27 protein-coding genes and 5 tRNA genes are annotated in these 26,143 nt (G+C 53.3%); 7 read left to right on the top strand and 25 right to left on the bottom strand.

The features are described 5' to 3' along the window. Window positions 1-23: 23 nt before the first annotated feature. Window positions 24-947, top strand: coding sequence for a TIGR01777 family oxidoreductase (locus tag C812_RS12875; protein WP_016313088.1), 924 nt, complete (start codon window positions 24-26; stop codon window positions 945-947). Between the two features lie 60 nt (window positions 948-1,007). Here the strand turns inward: C812_RS12875 and C812_RS12880 are convergent, their stop codons facing one another. From C812_RS12880 to C812_RS12955, 16 genes are all read right to left on the bottom strand, one after another. Continuing rightward, complete coding sequence (locus C812_RS12880) at window positions 1,008-2,042, bottom strand: FecCD family ABC transporter permease (protein WP_016313089.1); 1,035 nt, start codon at window positions 2,040-2,042, stop codon at window positions 1,008-1,010. Continuing rightward, window positions 2,039-3,076 (bottom strand): FecCD family ABC transporter permease, encoded by a 1,038-nt coding sequence (locus C812_RS12885; protein ID WP_016313090.1) that lies wholly within the window; start codon window positions 3,074-3,076, stop codon window positions 2,039-2,041. Before C812_RS12885 ends, C812_RS12880 begins: the two co-directional genes overlap by 4 nt. Before the next feature lie 122 nt (window positions 3,077-3,198). Beyond that, on the bottom strand, window positions 3,199-4,842 hold the full coding sequence (locus C812_RS12890; protein WP_016313091.1) for a DUF6382 domain-containing protein: 1,644 nt from the start codon (window positions 4,840-4,842) through the stop codon (window positions 3,199-3,201). Window positions 4,843-4,862: 20 nt separating this feature from the next. Continuing rightward, window positions 4,863-5,366, bottom strand: coding sequence for an A24 family peptidase (locus C812_RS12895; protein ID WP_016313092.1), 504 nt, complete (start codon window positions 5,364-5,366; stop codon window positions 4,863-4,865). A gap of 19 nt (window positions 5,367-5,385) precedes the next feature. Beyond that, a complete protein-coding gene (locus tag C812_RS12900; RefSeq protein WP_341860320.1) occupies window positions 5,386-6,396 on the bottom strand; it encodes a pilus assembly protein in 1,011 nt (336 codons plus the stop codon). 31 nt (window positions 6,397-6,427) lie between these two features. Next, a complete protein-coding gene (locus C812_RS12905) occupies window positions 6,428-8,749 on the bottom strand; it encodes a TadE/TadG family type IV pilus assembly protein (protein ID WP_244268315.1) in 2,322 nt (773 codons plus the stop codon). Next, window positions 8,664-9,326, bottom strand: a complete 663-nt coding sequence (locus C812_RS12910; protein ID WP_016313095.1) for a TadE/TadG family type IV pilus assembly protein — start codon at window positions 9,324-9,326, stop codon at window positions 8,664-8,666. The genes C812_RS12905 and C812_RS12910 overlap by 86 nt, the downstream gene beginning before the upstream one ends. Window positions 9,327-9,328: 2 nt before the next feature. Next, the gene (locus C812_RS12915; protein WP_016313096.1) at window positions 9,329-9,523 is read right to left on the bottom strand and encodes a Flp1 family type IVb pilin; all 195 of its coding nucleotides are present in this window, start codon (window positions 9,521-9,523) and stop codon (window positions 9,329-9,331) included. A 22-nt stretch (window positions 9,524-9,545) separates the two neighbouring features. Continuing rightward, window positions 9,546-10,421: a type II secretion system F family protein gene (locus C812_RS12920; RefSeq protein ID WP_016313097.1), complete on the bottom strand. Its 876-nt coding sequence runs from the start codon at window positions 10,419-10,421 to the stop codon at window positions 9,546-9,548. 16 nt (window positions 10,422-10,437) lie between these two features. Then, window positions 10,438-11,256 carry a type II secretion system F family protein gene (locus C812_RS12925; RefSeq protein WP_016313098.1) on the bottom strand — a complete coding sequence of 273 codons (819 nt, stop codon included), beginning with the start codon at window positions 11,254-11,256 and terminating at the stop codon, window positions 10,438-10,440. Window positions 11,257-11,280: 24 nt separating this feature from the next. Beyond that, a complete protein-coding gene (locus tag C812_RS12930; protein ID WP_036625140.1) occupies window positions 11,281-12,501 on the bottom strand; it encodes a TadA family conjugal transfer-associated ATPase in 1,221 nt (406 codons plus the stop codon). Beyond that, complete coding sequence (locus C812_RS12935; protein WP_244268317.1) at window positions 12,467-13,687, bottom strand: CpaE/TadZ family protein; 1,221 nt, start codon at window positions 13,685-13,687, stop codon at window positions 12,467-12,469. Before C812_RS12935 ends, C812_RS12930 begins: the two co-directional genes overlap by 35 nt. Window positions 13,688-13,824: 137 nt before the next feature. Next, a complete protein-coding gene (locus tag C812_RS12940) occupies window positions 13,825-14,250 on the bottom strand; it encodes a thiol-disulfide oxidoreductase DCC family protein (RefSeq protein ID WP_016313101.1) in 426 nt (141 codons plus the stop codon). A 116-nt stretch (window positions 14,251-14,366) separates the two neighbouring features. Next, window positions 14,367-14,642: a hypothetical protein gene (locus C812_RS12945; RefSeq protein WP_016313102.1), complete on the bottom strand. Its 276-nt coding sequence runs from the start codon at window positions 14,640-14,642 to the stop codon at window positions 14,367-14,369. Window positions 14,643-14,885: 243 nt separating this feature from the next. Further along, a tRNA-Leu gene (locus C812_RS12950) sits at window positions 14,886-14,968 on the bottom strand. A 68-nt stretch (window positions 14,969-15,036) separates the two neighbouring features. After that, window positions 15,037-15,357 carry a helix-turn-helix domain-containing protein gene (locus C812_RS12955; protein WP_051134981.1) on the bottom strand — a complete coding sequence of 107 codons (321 nt, stop codon included), beginning with the start codon at window positions 15,355-15,357 and terminating at the stop codon, window positions 15,037-15,039. Between the two features lie 230 nt (window positions 15,358-15,587). On the opposite strand from C812_RS12955, the gene C812_RS12960 reads away from it, so the two are divergent. After that, window positions 15,588-16,226, top strand: a complete 639-nt coding sequence (locus C812_RS12960) for a PAS domain-containing protein (protein WP_016313104.1) — start codon at window positions 15,588-15,590, stop codon at window positions 16,224-16,226. A 16-nt stretch (window positions 16,227-16,242) separates the two neighbouring features. Here the strand turns inward: C812_RS12960 and C812_RS12965 are convergent, their stop codons facing one another. Together C812_RS12965 and C812_RS12970 are read right to left on the bottom strand one after the other, a co-directional pair. Further along, a complete protein-coding gene (locus C812_RS12965; protein WP_016313105.1) occupies window positions 16,243-16,983 on the bottom strand; it encodes an AzlC family ABC transporter permease in 741 nt (246 codons plus the stop codon). Between the two features lie 38 nt (window positions 16,984-17,021). Next, window positions 17,022-17,342: an AzlD domain-containing protein gene (locus C812_RS12970; protein ID WP_016313106.1), complete on the bottom strand. Its 321-nt coding sequence runs from the start codon at window positions 17,340-17,342 to the stop codon at window positions 17,022-17,024. Between the two features lie 99 nt (window positions 17,343-17,441). Between C812_RS12970 and C812_RS12975 the strand changes: the two genes are divergently transcribed. After that, on the top strand, window positions 17,442-18,293 hold the full coding sequence (locus C812_RS12975; protein ID WP_016313107.1) for a Cof-type HAD-IIB family hydrolase: 852 nt from the start codon (window positions 17,442-17,444) through the stop codon (window positions 18,291-18,293). Between the two features lie 68 nt (window positions 18,294-18,361). Here the strand turns inward: C812_RS12975 and C812_RS12980 are convergent. The 4 genes from C812_RS12980 to C812_RS12995 all read right to left on the bottom strand — a co-directional run bounded on the left by C812_RS12980 (window position 18,362) and on the right by C812_RS12995 (window position 18,959). Beyond that, window positions 18,362-18,444 (bottom strand) — tRNA-Leu (locus C812_RS12980). Between the two features lie 21 nt (window positions 18,445-18,465). Then, window positions 18,466-18,540: transfer RNA gene (locus tag C812_RS12985), tRNA-Glu, on the bottom strand. Window positions 18,541-18,787: 247 nt separating this feature from the next. Then, a tRNA-Ser gene (locus C812_RS12990) sits at window positions 18,788-18,876 on the bottom strand. A gap of 7 nt (window positions 18,877-18,883) precedes the next feature. Next, window positions 18,884-18,959: transfer RNA gene (locus tag C812_RS12995), tRNA-Asn, on the bottom strand. Window positions 18,960-19,201: 242 nt separating this feature from the next. Here C812_RS12995 and C812_RS13000 point away from each other — a divergent pair. Further along, entirely contained in the window at window positions 19,202-20,485 is a 1,284-nt protein-coding gene (locus C812_RS13000; RefSeq protein WP_016313108.1) for an MFS transporter, read from the top strand. Between the two features lie 90 nt (window positions 20,486-20,575). Continuing rightward, window positions 20,576-21,133 (top strand): winged helix-turn-helix domain-containing protein, encoded by a 558-nt coding sequence (locus tag C812_RS13005; protein ID WP_016313109.1) that lies wholly within the window; start codon window positions 20,576-20,578, stop codon window positions 21,131-21,133. A 236-nt stretch (window positions 21,134-21,369) separates the two neighbouring features. On the opposite strand, the gene C812_RS13010 is transcribed toward C812_RS13005, so the two are convergent. Continuing rightward, window positions 21,370-21,840: a SprT family protein gene (locus C812_RS13010; protein WP_016313111.1), complete on the bottom strand. Its 471-nt coding sequence runs from the start codon at window positions 21,838-21,840 to the stop codon at window positions 21,370-21,372. A gap of 122 nt (window positions 21,841-21,962) precedes the next feature. Here C812_RS13010 and C812_RS13015 point away from each other — a divergent pair, with 122 nt between their 5' ends. Together C812_RS13015 and cmpA are read left to right on the top strand one after the other, a co-directional pair. Next, window positions 21,963-22,313 carry a hypothetical protein gene (locus C812_RS13015; protein ID WP_016313112.1) on the top strand — a complete coding sequence of 117 codons (351 nt, stop codon included), beginning with the start codon at window positions 21,963-21,965 and terminating at the stop codon, window positions 22,311-22,313. A 604-nt stretch (window positions 22,314-22,917) separates the two neighbouring features. Continuing rightward, the gene (gene cmpA / locus C812_RS22285) at window positions 22,918-23,058 is read left to right on the top strand and encodes a cortex morphogenetic protein CmpA (protein ID WP_127576196.1); all 141 of its coding nucleotides are present in this window, start codon (window positions 22,918-22,920) and stop codon (window positions 23,056-23,058) included. 121 nt (window positions 23,059-23,179) lie between these two features. Here the strand turns inward: cmpA and C812_RS13020 are convergent, their stop codons facing one another. Together C812_RS13020 and C812_RS13025 are read right to left on the bottom strand one after the other, a co-directional pair. Next, window positions 23,180-25,414 carry a Tex family protein gene (locus C812_RS13020; protein WP_016313113.1) on the bottom strand — a complete coding sequence of 745 codons (2,235 nt, stop codon included), beginning with the start codon at window positions 25,412-25,414 and terminating at the stop codon, window positions 23,180-23,182. Window positions 25,415-25,562: 148 nt separating this feature from the next. Further along, window positions 25,563-25,919, bottom strand: coding sequence for a DUF4190 domain-containing protein (locus C812_RS13025; protein WP_016313114.1), 357 nt, complete (start codon window positions 25,917-25,919; stop codon window positions 25,563-25,565). Between the last annotated feature and the right edge of the window lie 224 nt (window positions 25,920-26,143).

Consider the following 26,143-nt stretch of genomic DNA (forward strand, 5'->3'; position numbering starts at 1 on the left):
TTGCATAAAGGAGGATTCGTCGCATGAAAGCGGTCATTTTCGGGGGATCGGGGTTTATCGGCCGGGCGCTAGCTGAATATTGGCTGGACCTTGGACAAGAGGTTATCGTCGTCACACGGGGAGCGGTTAAGGGAAATCGTTGGCTGCGAGAGACCGCCTATAGGAATGAGAGGCTGGCCTCTGTAACATGGGCTGAGGTTGAGCACACCTCCTCGTTGCTGGAGGGCGCCTCCGTGATCGTCAATCTGGCCGGAGCTACGCTAAGCCAGCGCTGGTCGCAACAGGCGAAACGGCGTATCTTGGAATCCCGCCTGGAGTCTACCCGGGCGGCGGCACGCGCTGTCACGAGGATGAAGCGCAAGCCCGAAGTCGTCGTACAAGGCTCCGCGGTCGGCATCTACGGCACCTCGTTCACCGAAACGTTTGACGAGAGCGCCGCCATTCCATCGCCGCCTCCCGATTTTCTCGCCGAGGTAACTGCAGCCTGGGAAGAGACGGCGGACCTTGAGTTCCATGGCGTTCGCCTCGTGAAGCTGCGGACCGGAGTCGTGCTGGGGCGAAACGGCGGGGCTTACCCTTTGATGCGTCTGCCCTATCTGCTTGGCGTTGGAGGCAACCTCGGCAGCGGCAAACAGTGGGTCCCGTGGATTCACCTGCGGGACATGGTGAGGCTGATCGATTATTGCGCTACCCTTCCGTCCATTCACGGGCCGGTGAACGCGGTAAGTCCACAGCCGGTGACGAACCAGGAATTCGGGCGGACGGTCTGCCGCGTGCATCACCGTCCCTTCTGGCTGCCGCTCCCAGCATCGGTGCTCCGAGCAGCATTAGGCGAGATGTCCATGCTGCTGCTTGAAGGGCAGAAGGTCGTTCCCCAAGCGCTGTTAGCTGCGGGATTCACCTTCAATTTCCCTGACCTGGAATCGGCCGTCGCCGATTTGAGGTAAAATGGGCCCGGAAGACTGGAATATCCAGTTCTCCGGGCCTTTTGTGATCTTGCCCCTCGATTAAATTCGAGACTTCGATAACAAGTACAAGAAATACGGTGCACCGATGATGGCTACCACAATGCCCGTTGGGATCTCGGCTGGCTGCAGCACCCATCGGCCCAGCGTGTCGCCGAGGATCACCAGCAAGCCGCCGGCCAGCGCAGAGGCCGGGAGCAAATACTCATGCTTGGGCCCAACCAGTCGGCGGGCCAAGTGCGGCGCAATCAGCCCCACGAAGGAGATGCCGCCGCCCACCGCAACGCAGGAACCGGTTAAACCGACAGCTGCCGCCAGCAGCCCCAAACGGGAGCGCTCCAGCGAAGTGCCAAGGCCTGTGGCGGTTTGATCCCCCAGGTTCAGCACGTTCAGCGAACGGGACTTCGAGAACACATAGGGCAGCAATACGATCAGCCAAGGCAACAGCGCCAGCACGTACTTCCAGGACGTCCCCCAGATGCTGCCGACTAACCAGATCTGCAGCATTTGGAAGTTCTCCGGACGCAGTCGCAGCTGCAGCACGATCATCGCCGCGTTGATGCCGGCAGCAACCGCGATCCCGACCAGCACCATCCGGATCGGGAGCAGCCCGTAATTTCTTTTGAACGAGAGCACGTAAATTAATGTGGCTGCCCCAGCCGATCCGAGGAACGCCAAGACTGGCATTAAATAGACGGGCGCACTAGCCGTCGTCGGATAAAATGAAATAAACAGCGTGACCGCGAGGCCCGCGCCGGCATTAATCCCCAGCACGCCGGGATCCGCCAGCGGGTTACGTGAAATCCCCTGGAAGATACAACCCGCTACGGCCATCCCCATCCCGATAAGTACAGAAATGACGATTCGCGGCAACCGAAATTCGTAGAGGATCAGCTCTTGTTTGTCCGTCCCCATCCCAACTAAAGTCTTAAATACATCCATAGGCGATAGCCGGATATACCCTGTATTCATACTGAAAATGAACACCGCGATAATCAGCAGCGCAAATACGGTCATGACGATATAAGCTTTGCGGGCTTTCTGCCGCAAGTGTAAAGGAGCTTCGATCCGGTTCATTCCAATCCCCCCTTCTGCTTCATGGCAAGGTAGAGGAAGAACGGTACCCCGATGACAGCGATAAGCGCGCCGATTGGCGTTTCATGTGGCGGATGAACCAATCGAGCCAAAATATCTGCAAACACCATCAGCAAGCTGCCAAGCAGCGCCGAGGAAGGGATCACCCAGCGATAATCGACGCCCACGAGAAAACGGGCGATGTGCGGTACCATCAGCCCTACAAAACCAATTGCGCCGACGATCGAAACGGCGCTTCCGGCCAGAATTAAGACGATGATCATGCCCAGCACTTTGATTAAGCCGGTTCTTTGCCCCAAACCGGTAGCTACCTCTTCGCCAAGACTCAGCAGGGTTATCGATCTTGACAGCAGCAAGGCGCATAGCAAACCTGCGAAGACCCAGGGCGATACCATCTTGATTTGCAGCCAGTTGGCACCGGCAATCGCACCAGCGTACCAGAAGGCAAGATCCTGTCCGATCTTAAAATAGATGGCGATCCCTTCGCTGATCGCGGTCAGCAGCATGCTGACGGCGGCACCGGCCAAGGTCAGTCGAACCGGGGACAAGCCGCCTTTGGTCAAGGAGCCAATGCCAAAGACGAGCCCAGCACCCAGACCGGCCCCGATAAACGAATATAGCATCGTCAGCAGGAACGGGGTACCCGGCATCAATGCGAAGCAAATAGCCAGCGCCAAGCCCGCGCCGGAATTCAGCCCCAGCAAGCCCGAATCGGCCATCGGGTTGCGGGTCATCCCCTGCATGATCGCACCGGCTACCGCCAGCGCCGCCCCGATCAAAGCTGCGGCTAAAGCGCGTGGGAGACGCAGCTCCACAATAATTTGATGCTGGGTTTGTTCCGCATGAAAGTGGAACAACGCATCCCAGACGGTCGCGAGTTTAATGTCCGCCGCCCCGACGGAAATCGAGAGACTGATCGCAAATAGCAGCAACGCCGCGCCGCCGATCAGAATGAACGTTGCCGCCAAGGGGCGGGAGCGCAAGCGAGGTTTAGAAGATTGGGTTAATGCAGACATGTCGAGAACCATCCTTTAATCAGTTTTCCAGCAAACTATGTATGTACCTTGTAATTGAGAATAATTCTCGTTCATTATACCCGCTTTTCCGGTGAGAATCTACGGTCATTTCAAATTCGAGTTTAAGCTGCTTCCACCCCAAACTTAAACCTCGTTTCCGCCAACACGAACACGTCATCATTCTGCAAAGGGTATTCTTTATAAGGCGCTACATTTTCTCCGTTGAGGTAAGTCCCATTGGTTGAGCCAAGATCCTTTAAGGTACAGCCGTGCGATGTCACTAAGATTTCCACATGCGCACGGGAGACACCCGAAGTATTCTCCACATATTGTGCTATGTCTTCCGAGCGGCCAATCACGAAACTGCCCGGCGTCAGGGGAATCCGCTCCGCCGTTCCGCCGGCAGACTCGTACCGCTCCAAATAGTAACGCGGAATGCGTTCACGAGCCGGGTTGTCCTGGCCTGCCAGAGCAGACCGGCTCAGCAGAACCGTAGGCGGTGAAAATCTCACTTCGGATTCCGGCTCAGGTATGACGGAACCGGAGGGCTCCACCCTCATGTCTGGAAGGCCTGACCGAGGAACAAATGCCTCCATCGAGACCTTCGCCGCAGACTCCGAACGTTCCGATATTGCGGCATGTTCGCCAAGGGAAGAGGAGTCAAATTCCCGTTCGTTCGTGAAGCCCAACGGACGTAACGTTCCGAGCGACCCAAGAGATTCCTCCGGAACATCGCCTGCCTCTTCTTCCTGGCTGATCGAACTGCTGCAAAACTTACGCCACAACACAACCCCTGTAACCCCTAACAGTACGGTAAGCAAAGCGCCAAGCGCTAACCCTAATGTTCCAGGACGATCGAGATAGAGGAACTTCCAACCCAAAGCATCGACCAGAAGGAGCCCGAGGACAAGGTAGGTTGGTTTAATTCGCGTCACAACTGCTGCCATTGCTTCATCCTCGAGACCCGGCCACGTTTCTCTGATTGCATTTGCATCAGTTGAATCATGGGCAGTCGCCCCAGACAATTTAGACGATTGGGTCGTGGTTGATATATCTGTAGGAACATATTCCTTAACAACGGCAGAACGGGAGGATGAGACTGCAGGTCGAGGAACCATTCTTGGCAGCGGCTCGTTAAGTATGGATTTTCTCTCTCCAACCCTCTCACCGCTCATGGACTTGGCACTCGGTTCATCCGACAATAAATGGAGCAGCATTTTTTTCAGTTCCCCTAGCGAAAAAAGTTCATCTCCGCATAACCGGACCAACTGCGGAATCCCATCGCCCTCAACCCGTGAGACGCAGGTGAGCATCCGGGTAATCAGCGATAGCAGTGACTGAGACAACGGGAGACCGGGCGGCGCTTCCTTCCAAGGGACATAGGTAAAATACATCGCCCCGCTGGACAACGGCTCCTCCACAAAAATGTGCGTCTCATCCAATAAGAAGCCGGATGGCGACAGCATATACCGCTTGCTGTCCTCCAGTACAGCCACCACTTGGAGCAGTAAACCATAAAACTCCGGCATACTGATCTTGTCGCTGCGAAGACACTGGGAGAGCATTCTTTTTCCGGTGATATCATAATGCAGGCTGATTTGATAATCGATTTCGCGAATATCAAGCCGCAGCAAATTCGGTACGGTTACCGCGGCCAGCATAGACCGTTGAACCCGGTTCAGATCTTCCGGCCTCAGCCCCTCCTTCGTCTGCAGGATCATGTAGGTACCGCCGTCTCGGACAAAATCAGTAACCAACTCCGGCATGTTCCATCCCTCCCCTTACGTTACATATAGTAAATCGCCAGTAGTACCCCCGGTACCACAGCCAGCATAAATGGAAACTGAAGTTGGTGTCTGGCGACCGCTTGGATCGGAGCTGGGCTGCGCAATACCGCTGCCCCGAGGAGACTGCTGGCGATCCGACGCAGACGATGCCCGGTCTCCCGCCGCCAAATCAAAAGGATCAGACCGATGCACCCGGCGGCTAGAATCGAATACATCATCGTCGATAAAGTTAAAGCGATGCCCGTCCAGGCCCCAATTCCTGCAAACAGCTTAACATCGCCGCCACCAACAGCTCGAAGCAAATACAGAACAAGCATCAGTCCAAATCCAACGGCCGCCCCAGCCGCTGAGAACCAAGCGCCTCTCCACCCATCCGTTAACAGGTGATAAGACAGTCCGGTAAAAATGCCCGTAACCGTAATCACGTTAGGAATTTTCATCGATCTTAAATCCGTTACGAAGGCTGCAAGCAACATCAGCAAACAGCCCCAGATCTCAATCATCTGTCCCCACTCCCTTCTCCTATTGTGAACGCGGGCTGACCACCTCGAACGTGGCCGTCGTATGTACGCCTTCCTCCGTTTCAATTACGAAACTCCACGTCCCCGGCGTGGTGTTTCCTCCGACCAGCCAAGTCCAGCTGATTTGGCCCTGATCATCCGCCGTTGCTTCACCCAAATATTTCGCTTGGCTGACCCCGCTCTTGTAATACACGGTCAGCTTGGCTGTTGATCCCGGAGCAACCTGGGCCAGAACCGTCGCCCGGTGTCCAGCATATGCCGGGTCAGGCTTGGCGATCACGACTGCCGCTTGTCCCGTCTCTTCACCGCTTCCGTCTCCCGAATCCAGCTCTCCGGTATCCCCGATCCACAGCCGCTCCTCCGCCCTCGTCTGCAACACCAGCTGCCGACCGATAAGCGGTACCTTCAGAGGCAGCTCATAACTTAACTCAAGACCAAAGTAGGGCTGCTTCCCCGTCTTCAAGTTCGGAACCGTAATGCGGGTGACATGCAGACGTTCTTCCTCCAGCAGGGTGCCGCGAAGAAAAGGACTCAACATCGGCTTGATCAACGGATCTAATACAGCCTCAGATACTTTCGTTTTAAGCTCTTGCAGCGGTTGATCACCTTTACGGGCAGCGTCGATTACCCATGTCGACAGCGGCGGCGGCAAGTTGGACGCATATTGCTGCGCCCATTCCTCCAGCGACAGAGATGGCATCTGCCAGGAAAACGAATCACTTCCCGATGTACTCTCAGGGTTACCGAGTCCCCCAGCCGAAGAAGTTGCCGAATTCTCGTTCTCCGAATTGGCGGTTGGAGATTGCCCTCCTTGCCCCTCGGTATGCTGAGCCTGTACGGCGAGCGCCACTGGATAAATATGAGCAGAGATCTGTTTTACCGCATTCGCTGCGGCCAGATGCAACTGCCCGTAAAGCAGCGTCATATGGACGAGGAACACAAACCAAAAGACAACCAGTACAAATACCGGAGCGACCAGGGCAGCTTCCAGAGTGATGCTTCCTTTCGACAATTCCTTTCGGAAGCCGCACCTCATCGTTCCGCTAATACGAAAAATCCGCTTGCTTGGCCACATAATACTGGCTTCCTTCCACATGTCCTTTAAGTACGCCGACCTTCCCCAGCGCTTTGCTTACTCCCGGCAAGAACCATAGCGGCATCGCCACGGTCACGTTCCCTTTGACATAAGTGGACCGTTCCGCTGGATCCACCCCGGTATTCAACGCAATCACGGCCAACATCCGCGACAATCGTTGCTCACTGCGCCCATGCAGCAACAGAAATAATCTGAGATGATCCCGGTAGGTCAAATCCACTTTCAGATAGTCGCTTAGTTGAATCTTTCCGTCCCGGGTTAAAGAAATCATGTCCTGCAGCGCATGTTGTGCTCCGTACAACAAGGCTGCGGCAAACACCAACAGCGGGTTGCCTTTAGCCGCATTTTTCACCAAGCCCTCCATCGTCCGAATTGCCAGCCGCATGGCAAAAATCTCACCAAACGCTGCAGCGATATTCCCCGCCGGATGGTGCGCGCCGTACAGAATATACTCAACCTCTTGGCTCTCCGGTGCCAGCTGGCCGCGAATCGCTTCCAGCGCGTCAGCTTGGTTTTTGCCCTCGAACAAACCATTTAAGACACTGACATCCAGGAAATGAAAATAACTCGCAACGTATTCCGTTTGATAAACGTTATCCGACATGCCGCCCATCAGGCTTGCTAATCCGCCATAGATATTGTCCATCATCCCCATGGAGGCGCGTCCTGCCTCACTTGGATCATCGTTTACGCTCGTAGCCCCCGCCTCCTCGCCGGCAACGGAACGGTTCAACGAACGGTTCGCTTCCATCTTCTCCTTGAGCAAATCAAATTTCGCTTGATGTTCACTTAATCCGCTTTTAAGCTGTTCAATTTTGCGGATCCAACTGGCTGCATCCTTCAGCGTGGCACCTGCCGCCTTTTCGGCGGCCTTCCGCTCCTTGTCAGAGGACCGATGGGCATCCAGTTTTCGGGCACTTGCCTCCAAAACATTGCCTGAACCGGAAGTAACGAATTGCCGTAGATAGGCATCGCTTGCTCTGACAGCATTATTCACACTCGCAATGACAGAGCTGGGCGGAGCTGTGGCGGATAATACGGAACCGCTTTGGGCCTGCAGCGCATTCCCCGTGCTCCGGAGTTCAGCGAAGGCCGTTGTCTGCCGATCAATATCCGAGGCCAGGCTGGCGAATAACTCCTCGGACAGCAGCAAAGCATCGGCTTGGCCTCGAATCTCGGTGATCGCTCCGCCTTCACCAACCGGATCCAAGTTGCCGCTGCGGGTGCTTGTCCCGGCGGACACCTCATTATACGCCGCTTGTTCCGGGCGATGTTTCGCCTCCGTGATCGTTTGCCGCATTTGCTCATTGATCCGCCGTGCTTCATCGAGCAACGTCTTCGCCTGCGGCAGGTACGAGGCATGCCTCTGCTCTGCGATACGCAAAGCGCGATCCAAGGAAGCAAATAACCCGCTGGTTGCGGAACGGTAGCGGCTGATTTCTCCGGTATACATCCGATCCTCCGGTTCCAGACCCGCATCCGCCTCAACTTGATTCACAAATTCAGGATATTCGGCTGCAGCATCGACCAAAGTAGAGAGGCTGCCGCTCCCGCCGCCTCCCGACAGCGCCTTCGCATAAGGCTCCACCGTCTTGCCGGCTTGTCGCTGCAGTTCCAGGAGCTGATCAAGCTTGGCCTCTCTCTGGTCGTAAAGCTTCTGCAACTTCCCCAGCAAATCTACCGTATTGGAGGCTTCCTTCATAACTCCAGCCATCGGTTTAAAACGATTAAGCAGCTCGATGGTAATGTCGATGGGTGCCCGATACTTCATTTGCTCGCGAATTTGTTGTTCGAACACCGGATATGTCCCGATCGGATGCATGAATTCGACGGCAGAGGAATCCAACCTCGCATTTAGCAGAGGGAATCCTTCCTTTTGCCGGACCAGCTCGAATTGGTCTTGGAGCACCTTCGACATGATGTAATTCCCATCCGTTTGCCCGTATGCAAATAACCCGTACCGTTCAGCCAATTCACGATCGTATGCTGACAGGACCGATCTCGAAGCTGCGTGCGCCAAGGTCTCCACCTGAGCTTGCAAAGCGAACATGCGGGCGAAATCAATAAACAGAGCAACAAACGCAAACACCGCAGCAAATATGACGATAAAAAATACCGTGACCGCCCCGTGCTCCGAGCGATTCCGTGAAAACACCGACAACTCCGCCTCCTTCTCCATCCGGTTATTTTCCGAACCGTACCAACGCTTCTTGCGCCTCCTGCTTGTCCATTCCTCCCGCACTTGTACCGCTTCGGAACTTCTCGCCATAATATCGCGCCAGTTCAACGGTCCGGATCCATTCCGTTGGCTCGACCACATACGATTCAGCCCGACTGCGCTGATGGATATCGCTCATCCAAGCCTCCAACGGGGCCAACGGGATAAGCCGATCCAGTGCAACACTGACTTTGCGCAACAGCAGCCGGTTATCGTAGCGCATCTCCCCGTTGATCTCTTCAGGCAGCTTGGCCCCGGTCCGATTCAGCTTCTTCAGCGGGAGCGACCCAGCCTCGCTATCACCTGCAGCGGCAGGCAACGCCAGCTTTACTGCATTGCTGCCGCCGTCCCCGCCAAAAATCGCCTGCAGCATCCCGTCATCCACCATGCGCCAATAGAGGGAGTCGTACTTCCCATCGGCATAGGCTCCAGTTAAGCCGTCCCGGTAGCTGTTATCCCACGTATAAGCGGCTCGTTCCGCCGCAACGATGGCCGCTTGACCCAGCAGCGCCTGTTGGTAAAGGTAGAGACAGAAGAACAGGAGGATCAGCACCGTGTAAAAAAGGATCGGAAGCACCAAAGAAGCTTCGATCGTAAAAACCCCGCGTTGATCCTGCCAAAGCTTCATTCTTACGTCTCGTCCATGAAGTTTTCCGTTTTCGTCTTAGCTTTATCGAGCAAGCTCTCAATAATCGCCTTCAATTGTTTGCGAAAAATCGCAGCGATAATCACAATCACCGCGATAATCAGGATCATTTCCAGCATTCCAAGCCCCTCTTCATTACGCCAAAAGCTTCTCATCTCTTTACGAATTGTCGTTAACATGTTTTCTCCTCCTCTGTGTGCATTACAAATTCATGATCATAAATGCCGGTGCCCCAACCAAAATCAGTACGGCCATAAACAGCAACACCATCGGAAACACCAGCTTGGACGAAGCTTGCTCGCCCAACGTTCTGCTGACGGCTTTGCGTTTCTCCCATAATGAATGGGACAAGTCCCGCAAAGCCAAGGCAAAATCCTCCCCGCCGCGGCGGTAGTTTAACAGAACGGATGTCGTAAAAGCCGACACCTCCTGAATGCCGCAGCGTTTGCTGAATCCTTCCATCGCCTGCTGAAATGAATCCCCCCCTTCCCATTCCTTCTGCATCTGCAGCAGTTCCCGGTATAGGGGATGCCCGATTTGTTCTCGCTTGCGCTCAATGCATAACTTTATCGCTTGCTGGACCGTTGATCCGGCACCTACCAGCAGCACGATTTTGTTCAGCAACTCCGGCAGCTCGAGCAGGACAGCCTGTTCCCGCCGCTGTACCTTGCGATGAAGGTCATTAAGCAGCGCCATCGGCACCAAAACGGCGAACAGGACGCCGATCCCTAAGCCGGCAGGACCGTCGCTCAATAACGTCAACAGACACCCGAACAGGAGACAAATGTAACTATACGTGAGCGCCTCCGCTAGCCAGAGCAGCGTCAATTCACGGCTGCGCCGGCTGCCGCCGATTTTCTGTACGGAACGTTGAACCTTAAAGAAGAAACCCGGAAAACGCTGAGTTACCTTCATTCGCTCCAAAAGCAGCAGCATGGGCGGTGAGAAGCGAACAAGCTTTAATCCTTCTAGAGATACTTCCGTATGCCACCGATAGAGGGGGCGAGATTTCGGGTAAACGTATAGCCAACCTCCACTTAACACGAATAGCAGCAAACCCGAAGCCACAAGGTACAATCAACCAACACCCCCTTTACACTCGGATATCGATGATCTTTAACATCAGCCAGGCGCAAAATGCGTATAACAGCAACGCCAGACCCGAGATCAGCAACCCTGCACCTTGATGCAGCGGACGCATATAGTCCGGGGAGGTAAGTTGCATAAAGAGCAAGAACAAGACCGGTGCCGCTAACATCGCTTTCGCTTCAAATCGTTTCTGGGCGATCATCACGCTGATCTCCTGAGTGATCTCCAGCTTCTCACCGATCAGGTTCGATGTCCGCCGGATCACTTCCACCAGATCGCCACCGGAACGCTTGCAGGTCGTAAACACATCGGCAAAATTGTCGATATCCTCCATGGCGGCACGTCGGCTGAAATCCAGCAGCGCCTCCTCGATCGGCTGACCGTACTCCATCCGGGCGCATATGATCGCCAACTCCCGAATGACATCGTTATCGCCATCCGGATACAACAATCTAAGATCGTCGATCGCCTCACGAAAGCCGTTCTCTACGGAGCGGCCAGCGGCCAATGAAGAGGACAGCGAATATAACGCTTGCTTAAAATGAAGGCTCAGATTCTCCCGTCTTCGGCGCAGCAGGTAACGGCTCCAGAACTTGGGCGTATATAAGCCGCTTAACGAAAGCAACAGTGCCAGCGGGAGGGCATGGAAGAAAGTGTAACCTAGTGTAAAGAAAGCAGTTCCTCCAACCAACGTGCAGATCAGGCGCTGTCGCGGAGACAGAGGATACACCCGATAATCCGCAAGACTGGTTGGATCGGCCGCAGGTTTCACTCCGGCCCCGGTCTTCCGGCGCTGCAAACCGGACCTGGCTTTCAGCAACAAAATGAACCCTCTCCTTCCTGTGCATTAATCGACGGGCAATCCAGCCATACGCAGCTTGTCCGTGTGGATTAACTTAGCGCCGCTGCGCTGTAACTGCCCTACAATTCGGCCGTTCTGCTCCCCTTCTTCCTGAAACGCAAACAACGGCTGAAGCACCACCTCCCCGTCCCGCAGGCCAACCACCTCGGAAATTTCAGTTACTCGGCGTGAGCGGTCACGCAACCGCGACAAATGAACGAAAACATCGATCGACGAAGCGATCTGCTGACGAACAACCGGAAGCGGCAACTCGGCTCCACTCAACACCATCGTCTCCAGCCTGCTGATCATATCTGCTGTGCTGTTGGCATGCCCCGTCGAAAGAGAGCCATCATGGCCAGTGTTCATGGCCTGAAGCATATCCAGCGCCTCCGCCCCGCGCACCTCTCCAACGATAATCCGGTTGGGCCGCATACGCAGCGAAGAGCGAATCAGCTCGCGCACGGTAATTTCGCCTTTGCCTTCCGTATTCGCATTCCGGGTTTCGAGCGATACGAGATTGGGGACGGTGACGATTTGCAGCTCAGCGGAATCTTCAATCGTGATCACCCGCTCATCGGAGGGAATGAATTGGGACAAGGCGTTTAGAAATGTCGTCTTCCCCGAGCCCGTTCCGCCGCTGATAAAAATGTTGTATTTGCTGCGCACCAGCCGCCGTAGCAATTCCGCTGCTTCCTCACTCAAGGAGCCAATCGCAACCAGCTGCTCCATGGTCAGCGGCCGCTCCGGAAATTTGCGAATGGTCATCGTCGGACCCTTTAAAGCGATGGGTGGCAGCACGATATTTACCCGCGACCCGTCCCGCAGACGCGCATCAACGATTGGCGACGATTCGTTCACTACCCGGTTCACGCCGGAAACGATCATCTGGATAATGTCTTCCAAGCGCTCCCGGGACTCAAAGCGGACAGGAATTCGCTGAACCTGCCCCTCTCGCTCGACGAAGATTTCCTCATGACTGTTGATCATAATCTCTGTGACGCTGCGATCCTCAACGAGCGGCTGAAGAACATCCAGCCCGCGAAACGAATCGTACAACCTGCGCACCCATTTGCGCTTCTCGGCCGCCGTCGCCCCGCTTAATCTCCGATCCTCCAGAACGCGTCGCTCGATATAGTCCATCAGTTGGTCATCGTTCAGCACAGAGGTGACATCCAGCCCCTGACGAATTTCATTGCGCAGGGCGGTAAATTCCGCTTCCTCCATCATGAATCCCTCCCGCACCAGCGAATGACGGTTCCTCACCCTGAAGCTCACGGCAAAGCCGAATCATATCGCGTTGATACAGCGGCGAATGCAGCAATTCACCTTGGCGGCTGCCCTGACTCCAGGCTGGAATATACGATAGCGTAGCTCGCAGTTTCATCTCGGGACGCTGCAAATCAGCCAGCGGCTTGCCTGTATATCGATTCAGTGCAAAGCAGGTTTTCTTCAGAAGCGACCGATAGAAATCCGGTCTAGTACGTTCCAGATGAGTCAGCCATCCCCGGGTTTTACGCATTACTCCCCAATCCTCCGTTACAATCCATACAATACGATCCGCCCGTTCCAGCACCGCATCCATACGTCCATCTGGAAAGGAATCCATATCCACGATCACCGAGTCATACAAACCACTGCCGGCAATGTACTCGATTAACTCCACTGTATCTTTGCGCTCCATTTCCAATAGCTCATTCAGATTATCCGGCGGGGCCAGCGTATCCCCTTGAAGTACGGGATGCCTGTAGGCATACGCGGAGATCGGAGAACGAGGCGGTTCCCGCCGTTCATCCGCTGCCTTCAAGTCGTACAGCAGCCGGGCTAAACCAGGCTTCTCCTCCTCTGTGCTCTGCCCGGTAAACGGCGGATCGCTGCCAATCGTCTCCAGGTTCAGGTAAAATACCTTCCCCCCTTCGGTCGCCAGCTGCCTTGCCAAATGAAGTGCCACCGTCGTTTTGCCTAAGCCTCCTACGGTTGAATAAACCCCTATGACCAACGACTGCCCGCCGATGCGCACCTCCTTGCCTGAAGCTCCTTGAACGAGCTCGATCACCACAGAAAGCAGCTGATGCAGCGACTGATATTTGTCGACGCGCAAACGATCCGAATGCTGTGGTCCACCGCCTTCCCCTAGTTCAATGAAGTAAAGCCCGGGGCGCTTCATGCCTTCTGCCGCCTCAAGGAACGTCCGGTCACCCAACACCGCATCGATCTCTCCGCTGGATTCCAGCAGGTATTGGGCAAATGCCTCCTTCCGGCTAAACGCGGTCACCACCAATCGCCGGTCGAACTCGCTCTCATGAACATAATGCAAAAATGGTTCGATATACTCCTCCTCTTGCACGGCTAGCACTAATTTGATTGGAATCTCAATCCCCTCCTTCAAGGAAAACGAGAACAAAAAAAGCACCGCCCAATAACCCGATTTAACAATCGAGTAATGGACGGTGCTACCGTTCCGAATTCCTGGATTTTACAGTAAGAATATCACATTTATGGATGATAGACAAGACCTTTTCTTAGTTTCTATTATATAACTCTCTATAATTACCGATCCTCCAAAAACCGCTCCCTCAGCTCCCGGGTCGGCACAAGGCAAGTCTCGTCCTTCCCAAACCAACGGTAACGATGTTTGGCGATGAATCGATAGACGGCATCCCGAAGTCCCTTGGGGACAACGATCAGCGCGTACAGCAGCGGCCAGGGGGAGCGTAAGCCTCTAGCAATTCGCAGCGCCGCCGCCGAGCGGATATAATAGGTTCCATTTTCGATCAACACGACGCTGTCCAGCGACTCCTCATGCGCTCCTGCCGCTCGCAGCAGCCGGCTCCCTGCCTGGGATTGCAGCGAGGCAAAGCGGAACCGCCCAGCCGGGTCATGTTTGATAATAAACTTGACCGCTCCCTGGCATAAATGGCAGACGCCGTCAAATAAAATCACATGTTCATTCCGTTCATCCCATTGAGTTGACATGCTCCTGGCCTCCTCTCCCGTACAGAGGGTAACACATACGTTATCTACTAGAATATATGAAAAAAGCACGGGACCATTCCCGTGCTTGCTGTCGCCAGCTGGCCAAAGCGTTTTTACTAGGACGTCAGCTTCTCCAGCCACTGTCCTTCTACCATCTGACGGTTGATTTCATCCGAAAACTTCTCCATACATCCGCAAATGAAGTCTTTACGGCAGACCGGGCAAGGTGTCTTTTGCAGCCTGCTGACGTTGGTTAACCGCCATTCGGGATTACGGTGGTAAAACACGCGGCACGCCGTACCATCGGCCAGATTCACGATAAACTCGTATAATCCGTCATTCTCGTTGCTGCCGGCCTTGGTCACATTTACAACATTCGGTCTGTAAGCCATGTTATCACCCGTATTATCAAATTTCGTTCCACAGAGCACAGCTCTTTTAGTACTTAGACATATTAATGAATTTTTATCGGCGTGTCAACTTGAAAACCTGCCCAAACGGCTTGATTTGACGCACTTTTCGCAAGATTTTTATTAATATGTGCAAAAAGTCACCTTCCCATACTCACATGCTCCACCAATTCAAAGGAATCAAAAAAAGAACTTCCCGGATTCCTCCGAGAAGTTCTTCTGTCATGCGGTAGAGAGGACTCGAACCTCCACGGGCGTACGCCCACTACCCCCTCAAGATAGCGTGTCTGCCATTCCACCACTACCGCATATGTTAAGTCTAGGTTCAGACGAACATGGTAATTATAGCTTTGCCGTCTTCAAAAGTAAAGTGGAATTATTTGTCCATCCGACCGGTCTTCCGCCTACGGTAACGGACAAATTCGATATATTCCCGAACAAAAGCTCGCTCGGCTTCGGTTAACGTGCCGATGAACGAGCTCCAGTCTTTATCGGTGGTGGTGGTATATTCCGTTCTATGATCCTGCACGTACTCCGCCTGTTTTTCCTTTCCCGTCATAAGCCAATCCAGACTAACATCGAAAAAAGCCGCGATCTCAATCAATTTATTCGTGCTCGGCGTGGACTTTCCCCGCTTCCAATCCCCGAAGTTCCCGGTACTGATCCCCAATTCGAGGCAAAACGCCTTTTTGGTCATGCCGGCGTTTTTAATCAGCAGTTCAATACGTTCGTAGATTGACAACTTCTCTCCAACCTTCCTCAACAGCTTTGATGACGCATTTAAGTAATTTATAAGTTGTGTAATAACTTAGATGCGTTTATAATAGAGTGAAATGCTGGAACTATACCTATATCTTAACATACGACTGGCAAGTACTTAATAGGTCGGAAGACTGCCCTCAGTTTCATGACAGGAGCGTACCCGCCATGAGTGACAACTTCCAATGGAAGGCACCCTATCATTCTTTGAATCAAAGTGTTGCAATCATTGAACCGAATGGAACGATCGTCTCTGTCAACCGAACTTGGGCCAAACGTGCCGCCTCTTTGGGTGTTGCTCACGGCTGGGCACGGCCCGGATTAAACATTTTTCAGTTTTTTCAGCAGGGGCCGCATCATCATCGTTATTTTAACCCCCATCTGCTGTTGGATCAATTTTCCAAAATATTAAACGGGGAAGCCGACCATATTGAGATTGAATTCAAGGTTCCCTCCAACGATGACGAGCTCTGGTTTCTCGCCGAATTAACTCCTTATGCCGAAGAGGACGCCTCTTCACCTCAAGGCATCGTGATCACCTGCACCAACATCACCCGGATAAAGCGTCTGCAACTTCAAATTCAGCATGAGCTCGCACATACCCGCACGCTCCGAGGGCTGCTTCCCATTTGTGCCGTATGTAAGAAGATCAAGGATGAAGGCAACAACAGATGGTGTAACACCGAGGCTTACCTGATCCAGCATACCCACGCTGAATTTACGCATGACATTTGCCCTGATTGCATCCGGGCTTTATATCCCAAATATTCCTCGAACCTGGACTTGCCGCCCCAGCAGGAACCATAATGAACTCAGCTGAGCGTTAGTGTAACGGACGTTCAGCTTTGTCCTGGGCTGCCGAAATTCGTCGTGATAACATTCGGCTGAGTTGCTGCCCCAGTGTAGCACCAGCCAAGCCTCCGGCAATCAAGCCGATGCCCCCAAGCTGGAGCATCCCTGCGAAGGTGGCGAGCACGGCCCCACAGCCAGCTGCGGCTAGGAATGGCACAGTACGCTCGCCCCCGGCAAGCAACGCGATGAAGAGCGTCGGCAGCGCAAAAGTTAAAACTTCCGCCAATTCTGCGGTAACGAAGCTCCCCAATCCAGTGCCTACCGCTGTACCGGCAATCCACGACCCATAAATCGCCAATGCGAAAGTAATATAATAAGCAGGCGATATCGGCTCCCCTTGGGCTGCCCGGCTGGAAGTGACCGCGAACCCTTCATCGGTTAGGCCAATCGCTGCCAACCATTTGGGGAATTCCCGCCATGTCGACAGGTAAGGTCCCATCGTTGCTCCATAGAGGACATGACGCATGTTTAACAGCAGCAGTGTCGTTACGATGGTCACGGGAGCCGCAGCGGATGCCAACATACCTAACAGCATAAACTGGGCCCCTCCCGAGAAGATCCAAACCGAACTGAACACAGTCATTCCCCCCGGCATTCCACCCGCCGCAGCTAGCACACCGTAAGTCATGGACAATGGAAAATAAGCCAGCAGAATCGGAAATGCATCCCGTAAGGCATGTTGAATCTCTTCACTTCGTTTCGGTCGATTCATGAATGCTTCCTCTCCCTCTATCTATCTTTTGATCCTGGTCAGCCGAGCCAAGCGTGAAAACCTGCATAAAACAGCACGCCGGCGATTACTGTTAACAGAAGACGGCGTGTCCACCAGGCGATCAAAATCGTAGGAATCGCGGCAAACAGCATCAGGTTCTCCGCCAGCGGTATCCACTTCCCATCATCAAGCAGCAGCAGCGGGCCAATCAGCGAGCCAAGCACGGCAGGCGTCACATACGCTAACCATTCCTTCGTAGAATCGGACCACCGGATCCGGCTGCCTAATACTAAGGAACCTGCCCGTAATAAATAGGTTCCCGCTCCAATCAGAACAATGATCCAAAGCTGAGTTACCACGTTTTGATCTCTCCTTGACCTGAAATGCATTTCATAATTTATACTCGTAACCATAAAGATAACCCTCACCCATAATGGGAGGATAGGAGGAAACTAACGATGAAACTGATCGCTGTTGATCTGGACGGAACGCTGCTGACCTCGAACAGCCGCCCGAGCTCCCAAGGCTTGGACGCCATTTCGCACGCCGTAGAACAGGGGCATACTGTAACGCTGTGTACCGGTAGAGCAAGCTTTGATGCCCGACATTTAACCGGGAAGCTGTCCATCCCCATTATCGCATCCAATGGCGCAGAAGTGTTCGACCGGGAAGGAATGCTGCTGCGGGAAACGCCAATTCACTCGAACGCTGCTGCGGAAGCCATTCGTTATTTGCTGAAACAGGACGTCTATTTCGAAATATTTTGTCCTGAAGCCATCTATTCACCGTCAAGCGGCGAGCAAAAGCTGCTCGCTGAAATGGATATGCTGGTCAGCGCAAATGTGGAGGTCGATCGGGATCGATTGTGGGAGAGCGCAAAAATCCAATTCGTTCAATTTGGTTTCGAGAGAATCGACAATCCACTGCAGCTCATCGAGCAAGAGCGTCCTATATATAAACTTCTGGTATTTACCTATAACGAAGAAAAACTCGACGAAATCACGCGACATTTTAACGTACAGCCTCAGGTGCAAACGACCACCTCCGCCAAGCATATTGTAGAGGTCATCGCGAAGGAAACCGACAAAGGCCAAGCATTACAATTTCTCGCCGGCCATTTGGGCGTCGAGATGTCCGATACCGTGGTGATCGGTGACAGCTATAATGATATCTCCATGTTTCAAGTCGCAGGTACCAAAATCGCTATGGGCAATGCTGTAGATGACGTCAAGCGCCTGGCCACCTCGGTCACCCGAACCAATGACGAACACGGAGTGGCTTATGCAATTCGCACTTTACTCGAAATCTAGCCCCTGTCTAAGCCTTTGGGCATGAAGAAAGAACCTTGCTAAATGCAAGGTTCTTCACTTTCTTAGGATGCGGTAGAGAGGACTCGAACCTCCACGGGCGTACGCCCACTACCCCCTCAAGATAGCGTGTCTGCCATTCCACCACTACCGCATATGAAATTAATAAAAGGGATGGTGACCCGTAGGGGATTCGAACCCCTGTTACCTCCGTGAAAGGGAGGTGTCTTAACCCCTTGACCAACGGGCCACAGCTTCATCACCACTAGAAGCGGCGACAAAAATGAGTATAGCAAAAAGATTTCCGGCTTGCAAGCCCTAAATATAAAAAATATTTTGGGAACGGAGAGAGAGAGATACTCTCACTTCGTTCGAGACTGCGATGTATTCCTACCGAAGCTTATGCTCCGACGAACCCACCTATCGAGGGTTCTCATCCATCAAACAACAAAGAGCCTCCAGATTACCGGAGGCTCTTATTGTGATGTAATTCAGAACGGAGAGAGAGGGATTCGAACCCTCGCACCGCTTACGCAGTCTAACCCCTTAGCAGAGGGTCCCCTTATAGCCACTTGGGTATCTCTCCATATAAATGGCTCCCCGAACAGGACTCGAACCTGTGACAACTCGATTAACAGTCGAGTGCTCTACCGACTGAGCTATCGGGGAACGACATGAGTGAGAACACCATTTAATTTATCACGGTTCCGCAGCAAAGTCAAGATTCTAAGCAGTTTGTAAGCCCTTCCTTCTTTCTCCACACACGGTGACAACTGTTCAGCCAGTTGCCGCAGCTTTTCGTCAAACAAGCCCCCCAAAAAAAGGGTTGCATTCCATCGAAAAAACGATAAAATAAACTTAACGTAAAAATAATTTTAACGTGTTAACATTTTTGTAGGAGGAATGTTTTCATGTCTCAAGACGTGCGCGTCAAAAGCCGGCCGTTGATCCGGATCGGAGAACTGGCAGCTTATAAACCGTTTCTGTACCTTTTGCTCGCTCGTATCATTTCCCGTTTTGGCGATTCTATTGACTCTATTGCTTATAGCTGGATGGTATACAGACTAACCGGCTCCACCTTGATGATGGGCACCTTGTTTGCCCTCAATTTCATCCCGAACATCGCCTTTAGCTTTTTCGCGGGAACGCTGGTGGATCGTTGGTCCAAGAAGAAGGTCGCGGCGTTCACCTATCTGGGGCGCGGCCTCATTGTCTGCTTCACGGCCTTCCTCTATTGGCAAGGCTGGCTCGCCCCTTGGCATCTCTATGTGCTGACATTCTTGACCTCCACCTTGGAATGCTTTGCCTCTCCTGCCGAGCTGGCTTTGGTTCCTCAACTGCTGCCTAAGGAAAAACTGCTTAGCGGCAATTCGTTCAGCACTTCCGCTTCGCGGGCAGCTGAATTAGCGGGCATGGCCGCCGTCGGCGGTATTATTGCAACCTTAGGTATTTCCACTGCAATTTTGATTGACGGCCTTACGTTTACCCTTGCGGCCGGCTTCATTTTTCTGATTCGCACCTCCAGCCCAAGCGCCAACCCAGATTCACCTGCTCCTCACCTCAATGCTGCACAACCAGACGACTCCTTTGTTCAGGAACTGAAGGCTGGGCTTAAATATCTCGTATCCAACAAATTGCTGATTACCATCGTGATGGCTGCGGCTTTCGTTAACTTCTGCTTATCCCCGTTTAACGTCCTAAACGCCGTCTATGTGGATGAAATTCTAGGTTCCGGTCCTGCCGGCCTAAGCCTGATGGGGGTTAGCTTAATCTCTGGAACCATTGTCAGCGGGTTATGGATTGGCAAGAGGGGCTCCCACTACAAAAAAAGCCATCTCATCCTCACCGGTTACTTGCTGCTTGGAGCCAACTATGCGCTGATGTACCTGCCTGCGGTCGTTCCGATTCAACCGCTCGCTTTGGCTGCGTTATTTTCCTTTGGCATGGGGCTTTCCGTCTCCTTATGCAACACCCCATCCACGACCTATTTTATGGAAAGTGTCCCCAAGGAACTGCTGGGCCGTGTTGGAGCATTGTACTCCATGGTCTGCACCTGTGCGATTCCTGCAGGCAGCGCGCTGGCCGGGGTTGTAGGGGAATGGATGCCTGTCCACCTTCTGTATGTAAGCTTTGGATGCCTCCTGCTTATCCCGCTTCTGTTCTTATTAAAGCAGCGAAGCTTTATGGAAATCTGATGCCTTCACCTGCTTTGCGCATTTGATAGACCCAAGCTATACTAAAAACAACGACGACAACCGCATGAGGTTCGGGTAGGGGGCTTGCAGGTGGACAATGTGAAGGAATTAAAAACCTTGGAGGACATTCGGATCTATTCTGACCCGTATCGCCTTCAAATCCTGGATACATTTAAGCAATTAAATCGTCCGGCAACGATGAAGGAAGTCGCGGATAAGATGGGAGAGGTTCCAGCCAAGGTCTATTATCATGCCAAAAAACTGGAGAGCATCGGCCTGCTGCAACTTGTGGATACGAAGGTCATCAACGGCATTACAGCGAAATACTATGAGCCCTTTGAGGGGGCTATTCAGATTAAGAAAAGTTATTTTGACGATACGCTGAGGCAGGTCGCCTTGTCAGAAACCGAGAAGCTGCTCAACAATTTATATGATGAAAGCAAGAAGCGGTTCTTGAAAGCATCTCGCTCGCAAACGTCTTCTGCGCAGTTGACCACGGATCAGGTGTATCTGACCCCGCAGGAAGCGAAAGAGTTTCAGGATTGGGTCGCGGCGTTTCTTATGCAGCACCAGACCAAGACGTCAGAGGACAGTGAGTTGCACGAGATTTTTTTAACGGTATCGAAAAGCACAGATTCTGAGGACTAAAATAATAAGAACCATCGTCTCCATAATAGGAAGCGTGGTTCTTATATTTTTGCCGATGAAGTTGTTCCTGCTTGGTCTTCGTCTTGCGGGTTCGCAAATCCTGCAACGCAAATGGGCTGCGGCTGAGCTCGGGGCTGCGTTTGCCTTCTCGAATGAGCTTCTGCCGATGTTTCTTGGCTTGAGATTGAGCCATCTGACATCACTCCTTCAATCGTTTGACTTCAGTATAGCACATCTTAAGCTTCCGATAATGAATAAAGCCGAAGTTTCCCCGCACATCGACCGCAGCGGTATCGGGCGGGATCCACGCGGCGCTTACGCAGATACGTCATTCCGCAAGCGGTGCAGACCAGCTTATAGCGGTGCGGCAACGTTTTGCGCTGTTTTACTCCGGGCAAGGCGTTGCAATAGCGGCTGCCGCCCACCTTTTGAAGCAGGGCCTTAAAGTCCGCGTCGCGATGCTGGTATCCTCGCCCCGCTAGATGCAGATGGTAGTGACACAATTCGTGCTTGATGATGCGTTCGACTTCCTCTTCTCCGTAGGCAGCCAGTTGCGCGGGATTAATTTCGATATGATGGGTTTTCATAAAATAACGCCCTCCGGTTGTTCTTAACCGGCTGTTAAAACGGGCTTTATGCCGGAAAGGCACGCCGAAGGAACGCAGCGAGATTTGCTCGACCCAGGCTTGCAGCTGCTCATCCGTCATCGTCCTCTCCCCTTCCTGTTCGTAGATGCAAATGATAATCTGCTAGATTCATTACTTGAATTTTAACTTCTCCTTACGCTACACTGTCAAGTAGGATGGATAGAAAAGGAGAATCGTGAAGCATGTCCCTAATGAGATACGTCATATTGCAGCAGGACCAAGAACTGATCTTCGTTGAAATGCCCCGTGATTACGCCTACCAGCTTAGCGCTTTGAATTTGCGGCTGAACAAGGAAATCGATAAACTGACGGCTTCCGAGGTTCCGACCTTGCCGCGTGCAATTGCCGAATGCGACCAGCTTGAGCTCCTGCAGGAATCGCTGCAGATCACCAGCGGGCTGGATTATATTAACGGACTGGAGTCCGCTTTTTCCGCGATTCGCGAGGAAAATTACCCCCTGATTTCGCTGCTCACCGAAATCCGTGCTCTCCAGGCTCAGCTGGAGCAATGGTACGAAGAAGAAGGCGCGTAACTCTTGAGTTTCTGCCAAGAGAACCGCAACAAAAAAAAGCCGGCCGGTTATCCCTTTCTGTAAGTTGGGGGAGCGGCCGGCTTTTTGGCTTAGGGTTGGGGGGGCTTAGCGCGCCAACGTCGGGGCTTTTTTTGGGGCAGGGCTCGTCTTGCCCACCGCCCTCCCTCCAACGAACCAGCGCCACTCTAACGGAACGTAGAGACCTTATTTGCCTATTTCCCGGCGATTTCCCGCTGTAACGGAACGTAATGACCTTATTGCCCCTTTTTGGCGACCATATCGCCATCCACGCCCCAAATAAGGTCTCCTGGTTCCGTTAGAATTGGATCATGCCCGTTTCCTCGCAAATAACGTCTCTGAGTTCCGTTAGAACGGACCTAACTAACGCGGAGGTAGCGCCAACGCTTCTAACTTCTGTTAGTGTGGCGGCAACCCTCGCACCACCCTCCCGGTCGTTAGCTCAGGTCGAGCTGCCCCGCTCCATCCAATCCCCCACCGTGTTCATAAGCCAGAATTTCCCGGCGATTTGCAGGGGACTTGCACGGATTGGGGAAATTCCCCATACCTTAACCATACCAATGGGTTACCGGAGGAGGGGATACGCTTGCCAAACTGGCTTAGCAATCAGATCATGCGTGCCTTTAACAAGAGAGATCGCCGTCAAATTCGGCTGTTAAACGATTGTTGGTTTTTTTATTATAGTCGTCAAAAAAGCCAAACCGAATCCTCAAACCAAATGCAATAGCACTTCTTCAACGCCAAAAGGGCCGGCTCCACAGCAGAAAACCTACTGGAGTACGGCCCTCACTCTCGCAAAAAAAGAGCCGGGCTCCACGGGAAATCCCGTTTACCGGCTCTCCTTACGTTTATTGCGCCTTCACCTCAGAAGGTCCCCGCATCGTCAAACCAACCCGGCCTTTCTTCACGTCCACATTCAGCACCCAGACGGTGACATTGTCGCCGACTGAGACGACGTCCATCGGATGCTTGACGTACCCGTTGCTCAGTTGGGAGATGTGGACAAGCCCATCGTTTTTGATGCCAATATCCACAAAAGCCCCAAAATCGATAACGTTGCGCACCGTCCCCTGCAGTTCCATGCCGGGCACCAAGTCCTCAATTTTCAGCACATCTGTGCGGAAGATTGGCGGCGGCAGCTCCTCCCGCGGGTCACGCCCTGGGCGCTGTAAGCTTTCAAGAATGTCGCGCAGCGTTGGAACGCCCACCTCAAGTCGAGGGGCCAGTTCATCCGGATTCAACGCACCCAGCTTCTCATTGAGCTCCTTAGAGCCCAGCTGTTCCATCGACACCCCCAGCTCGGCAAACAAGCGATGCACCACATCATAAGACTCCGGGTGGATCGGCGTCTTATCCAGCGGATTCTCGCCGCCGTCGATTCGCAGGAAGCCTACGCACTGCTCGAAGGTTTTGGCGCCAAGCCGCGGCACTTTTTGCAGCTGCTTGCGGCTCTTGAAGCGTCCGTTCTCCTCGCGGAACTTCACGATATTCTTCGCAATCGTCGCATTCACGCCGGACACGTAGGACAAGAGCGCCGGCGAAGCGGTATTAACGTCCACACCAACATGGTTCACCGCCGACTCCACCACGTTCTTTAAGCTTTCGTCGAGATGCTTCTGCGATACGTCATGCTGGTATTGACCGACGCCAATGGCCTTCGGCTCGATCTTGACCAGCTCCGCCAGCGGGTCTTGCACCCGCCGTGCAATGGATACGGCACTTCGCTCCGCGACGTCCAGATCCGGAAATTCCTCCTGCGCCAGCTTGGAGGCCGAATACACGCTGGCTCCCGCCTCGTTGACGATCAGATACGCCAGCTCGCGATCCTTGCCCTTGCGCTCGGCGATGACTTCGGCGACAAATTGCTCGGTCTCCCTCGAAGCCGTACCGTTGCCGATCACGATCAGCTCGATCCCGTATTTGTCGATCAGCTCGTGGAACTTGACGGCCGCTTCCTTTTTCTTGTTGTTGGGCGGGGTCGGGTAGGTGACCGCCACCTCCAGCAACTTGCCGGTGTCGTCAACAACGGCAAGCTTACAGCCGGTGCGGTAGGCCGGGTCAACGCCAAGCACCGTTTTGCCGCGTACCGGCGGCTGCAGCAGCAAGCTGCGCAAATTGGCGGCGAAGATGGAAATCGCCTGAGCTTCGGCTTTTTCCGTCAACTCGCCGCGTACCTCCCGCTCGATCGACGGGGCGATCAGGCGTTTGTATGCGTCCTCGATCGCCGCGCGCAGCACGTCCTCCGTTGCGGAACGCCCGCGGATCACCTGACCGGCGATGTGGCGGCAGATCGCCTCGGCGTCCACTTCGAGTGACACCTTCAGCACGTTCTCCCGCTCGCCGCGGTTCATGGCGAGGATGCGGTGAGGCGGCATTTTTTTGGCCGGTTCCCGATAGTTATAGTACATTTCGTAGACGGATTCCTCTTCCGGCGACTTCGCTTCGGACACCATCATGCCGTGGTCCATCGTATATTTGCGAACCCATGCCCGCGTTGCCGCTTCATCCGCGACCTGCTCGGCGACGATATCCATCGCCCCTTGCAGCGCCTCCTCGGCCGTTTCCACGCCCCCTTCGATCCCGGCAGCCTGGGTGAACTTCGCTGCTTCCGTGAGCGGATCGCCTTGCTTCGGCTGCGTAAGCAGCCATTCCGCCAACGGCTCCAGTCCCTTTTCTTTCGCTACGCTCGCGCGGGTTTTGCGTTTTTGCCGGTAAGGTCGGTATAAGTCCTCCACTTCCTGCAGCTTCACGGCCTTCGTGATTGCGGCTGCCAACTCATCCGTCAGCTTGCCTTGCTCGTCGATCATCCGGATGACTTCCCGCTTCCGTTCCTCCAGGTTGCGGAGGTATTGCGTCCGCTCTTCAATATTACGCAGCTGGTTTTCGTCCAGCTCTCCGGTCATTTCCTTCCGGTAACGGGCGATAAACGGAATCGTATTGCCCTCATCCAGCAGCCCGATCGTTGTTCGCACCTGCTTCAGGGAGAGTCCCAGCTCCTTCGCAATCTGGGCGATAATTCGCTCCTGTTCCCCTGCATCGGCCGTACTTTGCACCGCTGTTCCGTTCGTCTCCGTTTGCGCCATGGCCCTATCCCTCTTTCATTCAAAAAATTGCGATTGTTTCTATTATCACAAACTTTGCGCGCCTTTTCCAGCTTGTCCAGCGACATGGAAGTCAACGTCAACGAAAAAAAACACCGTGCCCCAGGCAACGGTGCTTTCATTCCGTTCTTTAAAACGTACCATAGATGTCTGGCGTTGCAGCCGCAAAGATTACGATCGCAATAATGGCAAGTACAATAATGACGCCGTACACTGCCGTACCGATGATGCCGCAAACGAGCCCTGCGATGCTAAGTCCCTTGCCCTGCTCGCCCTTCCGCTTGATCTCCTTAAACGACAAGCTGGCGAAGACAATCGCAACGATCCCCAAAATAAAACCGACATACGGAATCACGATCGAGAGAATCCCGAGCACCAGCGAGGCGATGGATTTGCCGTTGGTTTTTGGCGGTGTCGTTGGCGGCGGCGGCGGAAATTGGTTAAATGTAGAATACGAATAAGATGTTTCAGACGGACGTTGATCCATGTAAAAAAAATCCTCCCCCAATTATGTTACATCCATTGTACTTGATCACCGTGAAGGGCGCTATGGCTATTTCCTGTGAACTGACTCCTAGATGAAAAAATATTCAGAAAACTTTCAGCTACACTTAAGGTTCGTCTCATCTTCATCCCCTAAAATGGTTTTGATTTGCGGAGAATCGGTACAAGCACTGCCGCCTGTCGGTAGATGACATCGTTGGAGGGATT

Origin of the sequence: Paenibacillus barengoltzii G22 (genome assembly GCF_000403375.2) — a bacterium.
In the GTDB taxonomy this organism is placed as follows: domain Bacteria; phylum Bacillota; class Bacilli; order Paenibacillales; family Paenibacillaceae; genus Fontibacillus; species Fontibacillus barengoltzii.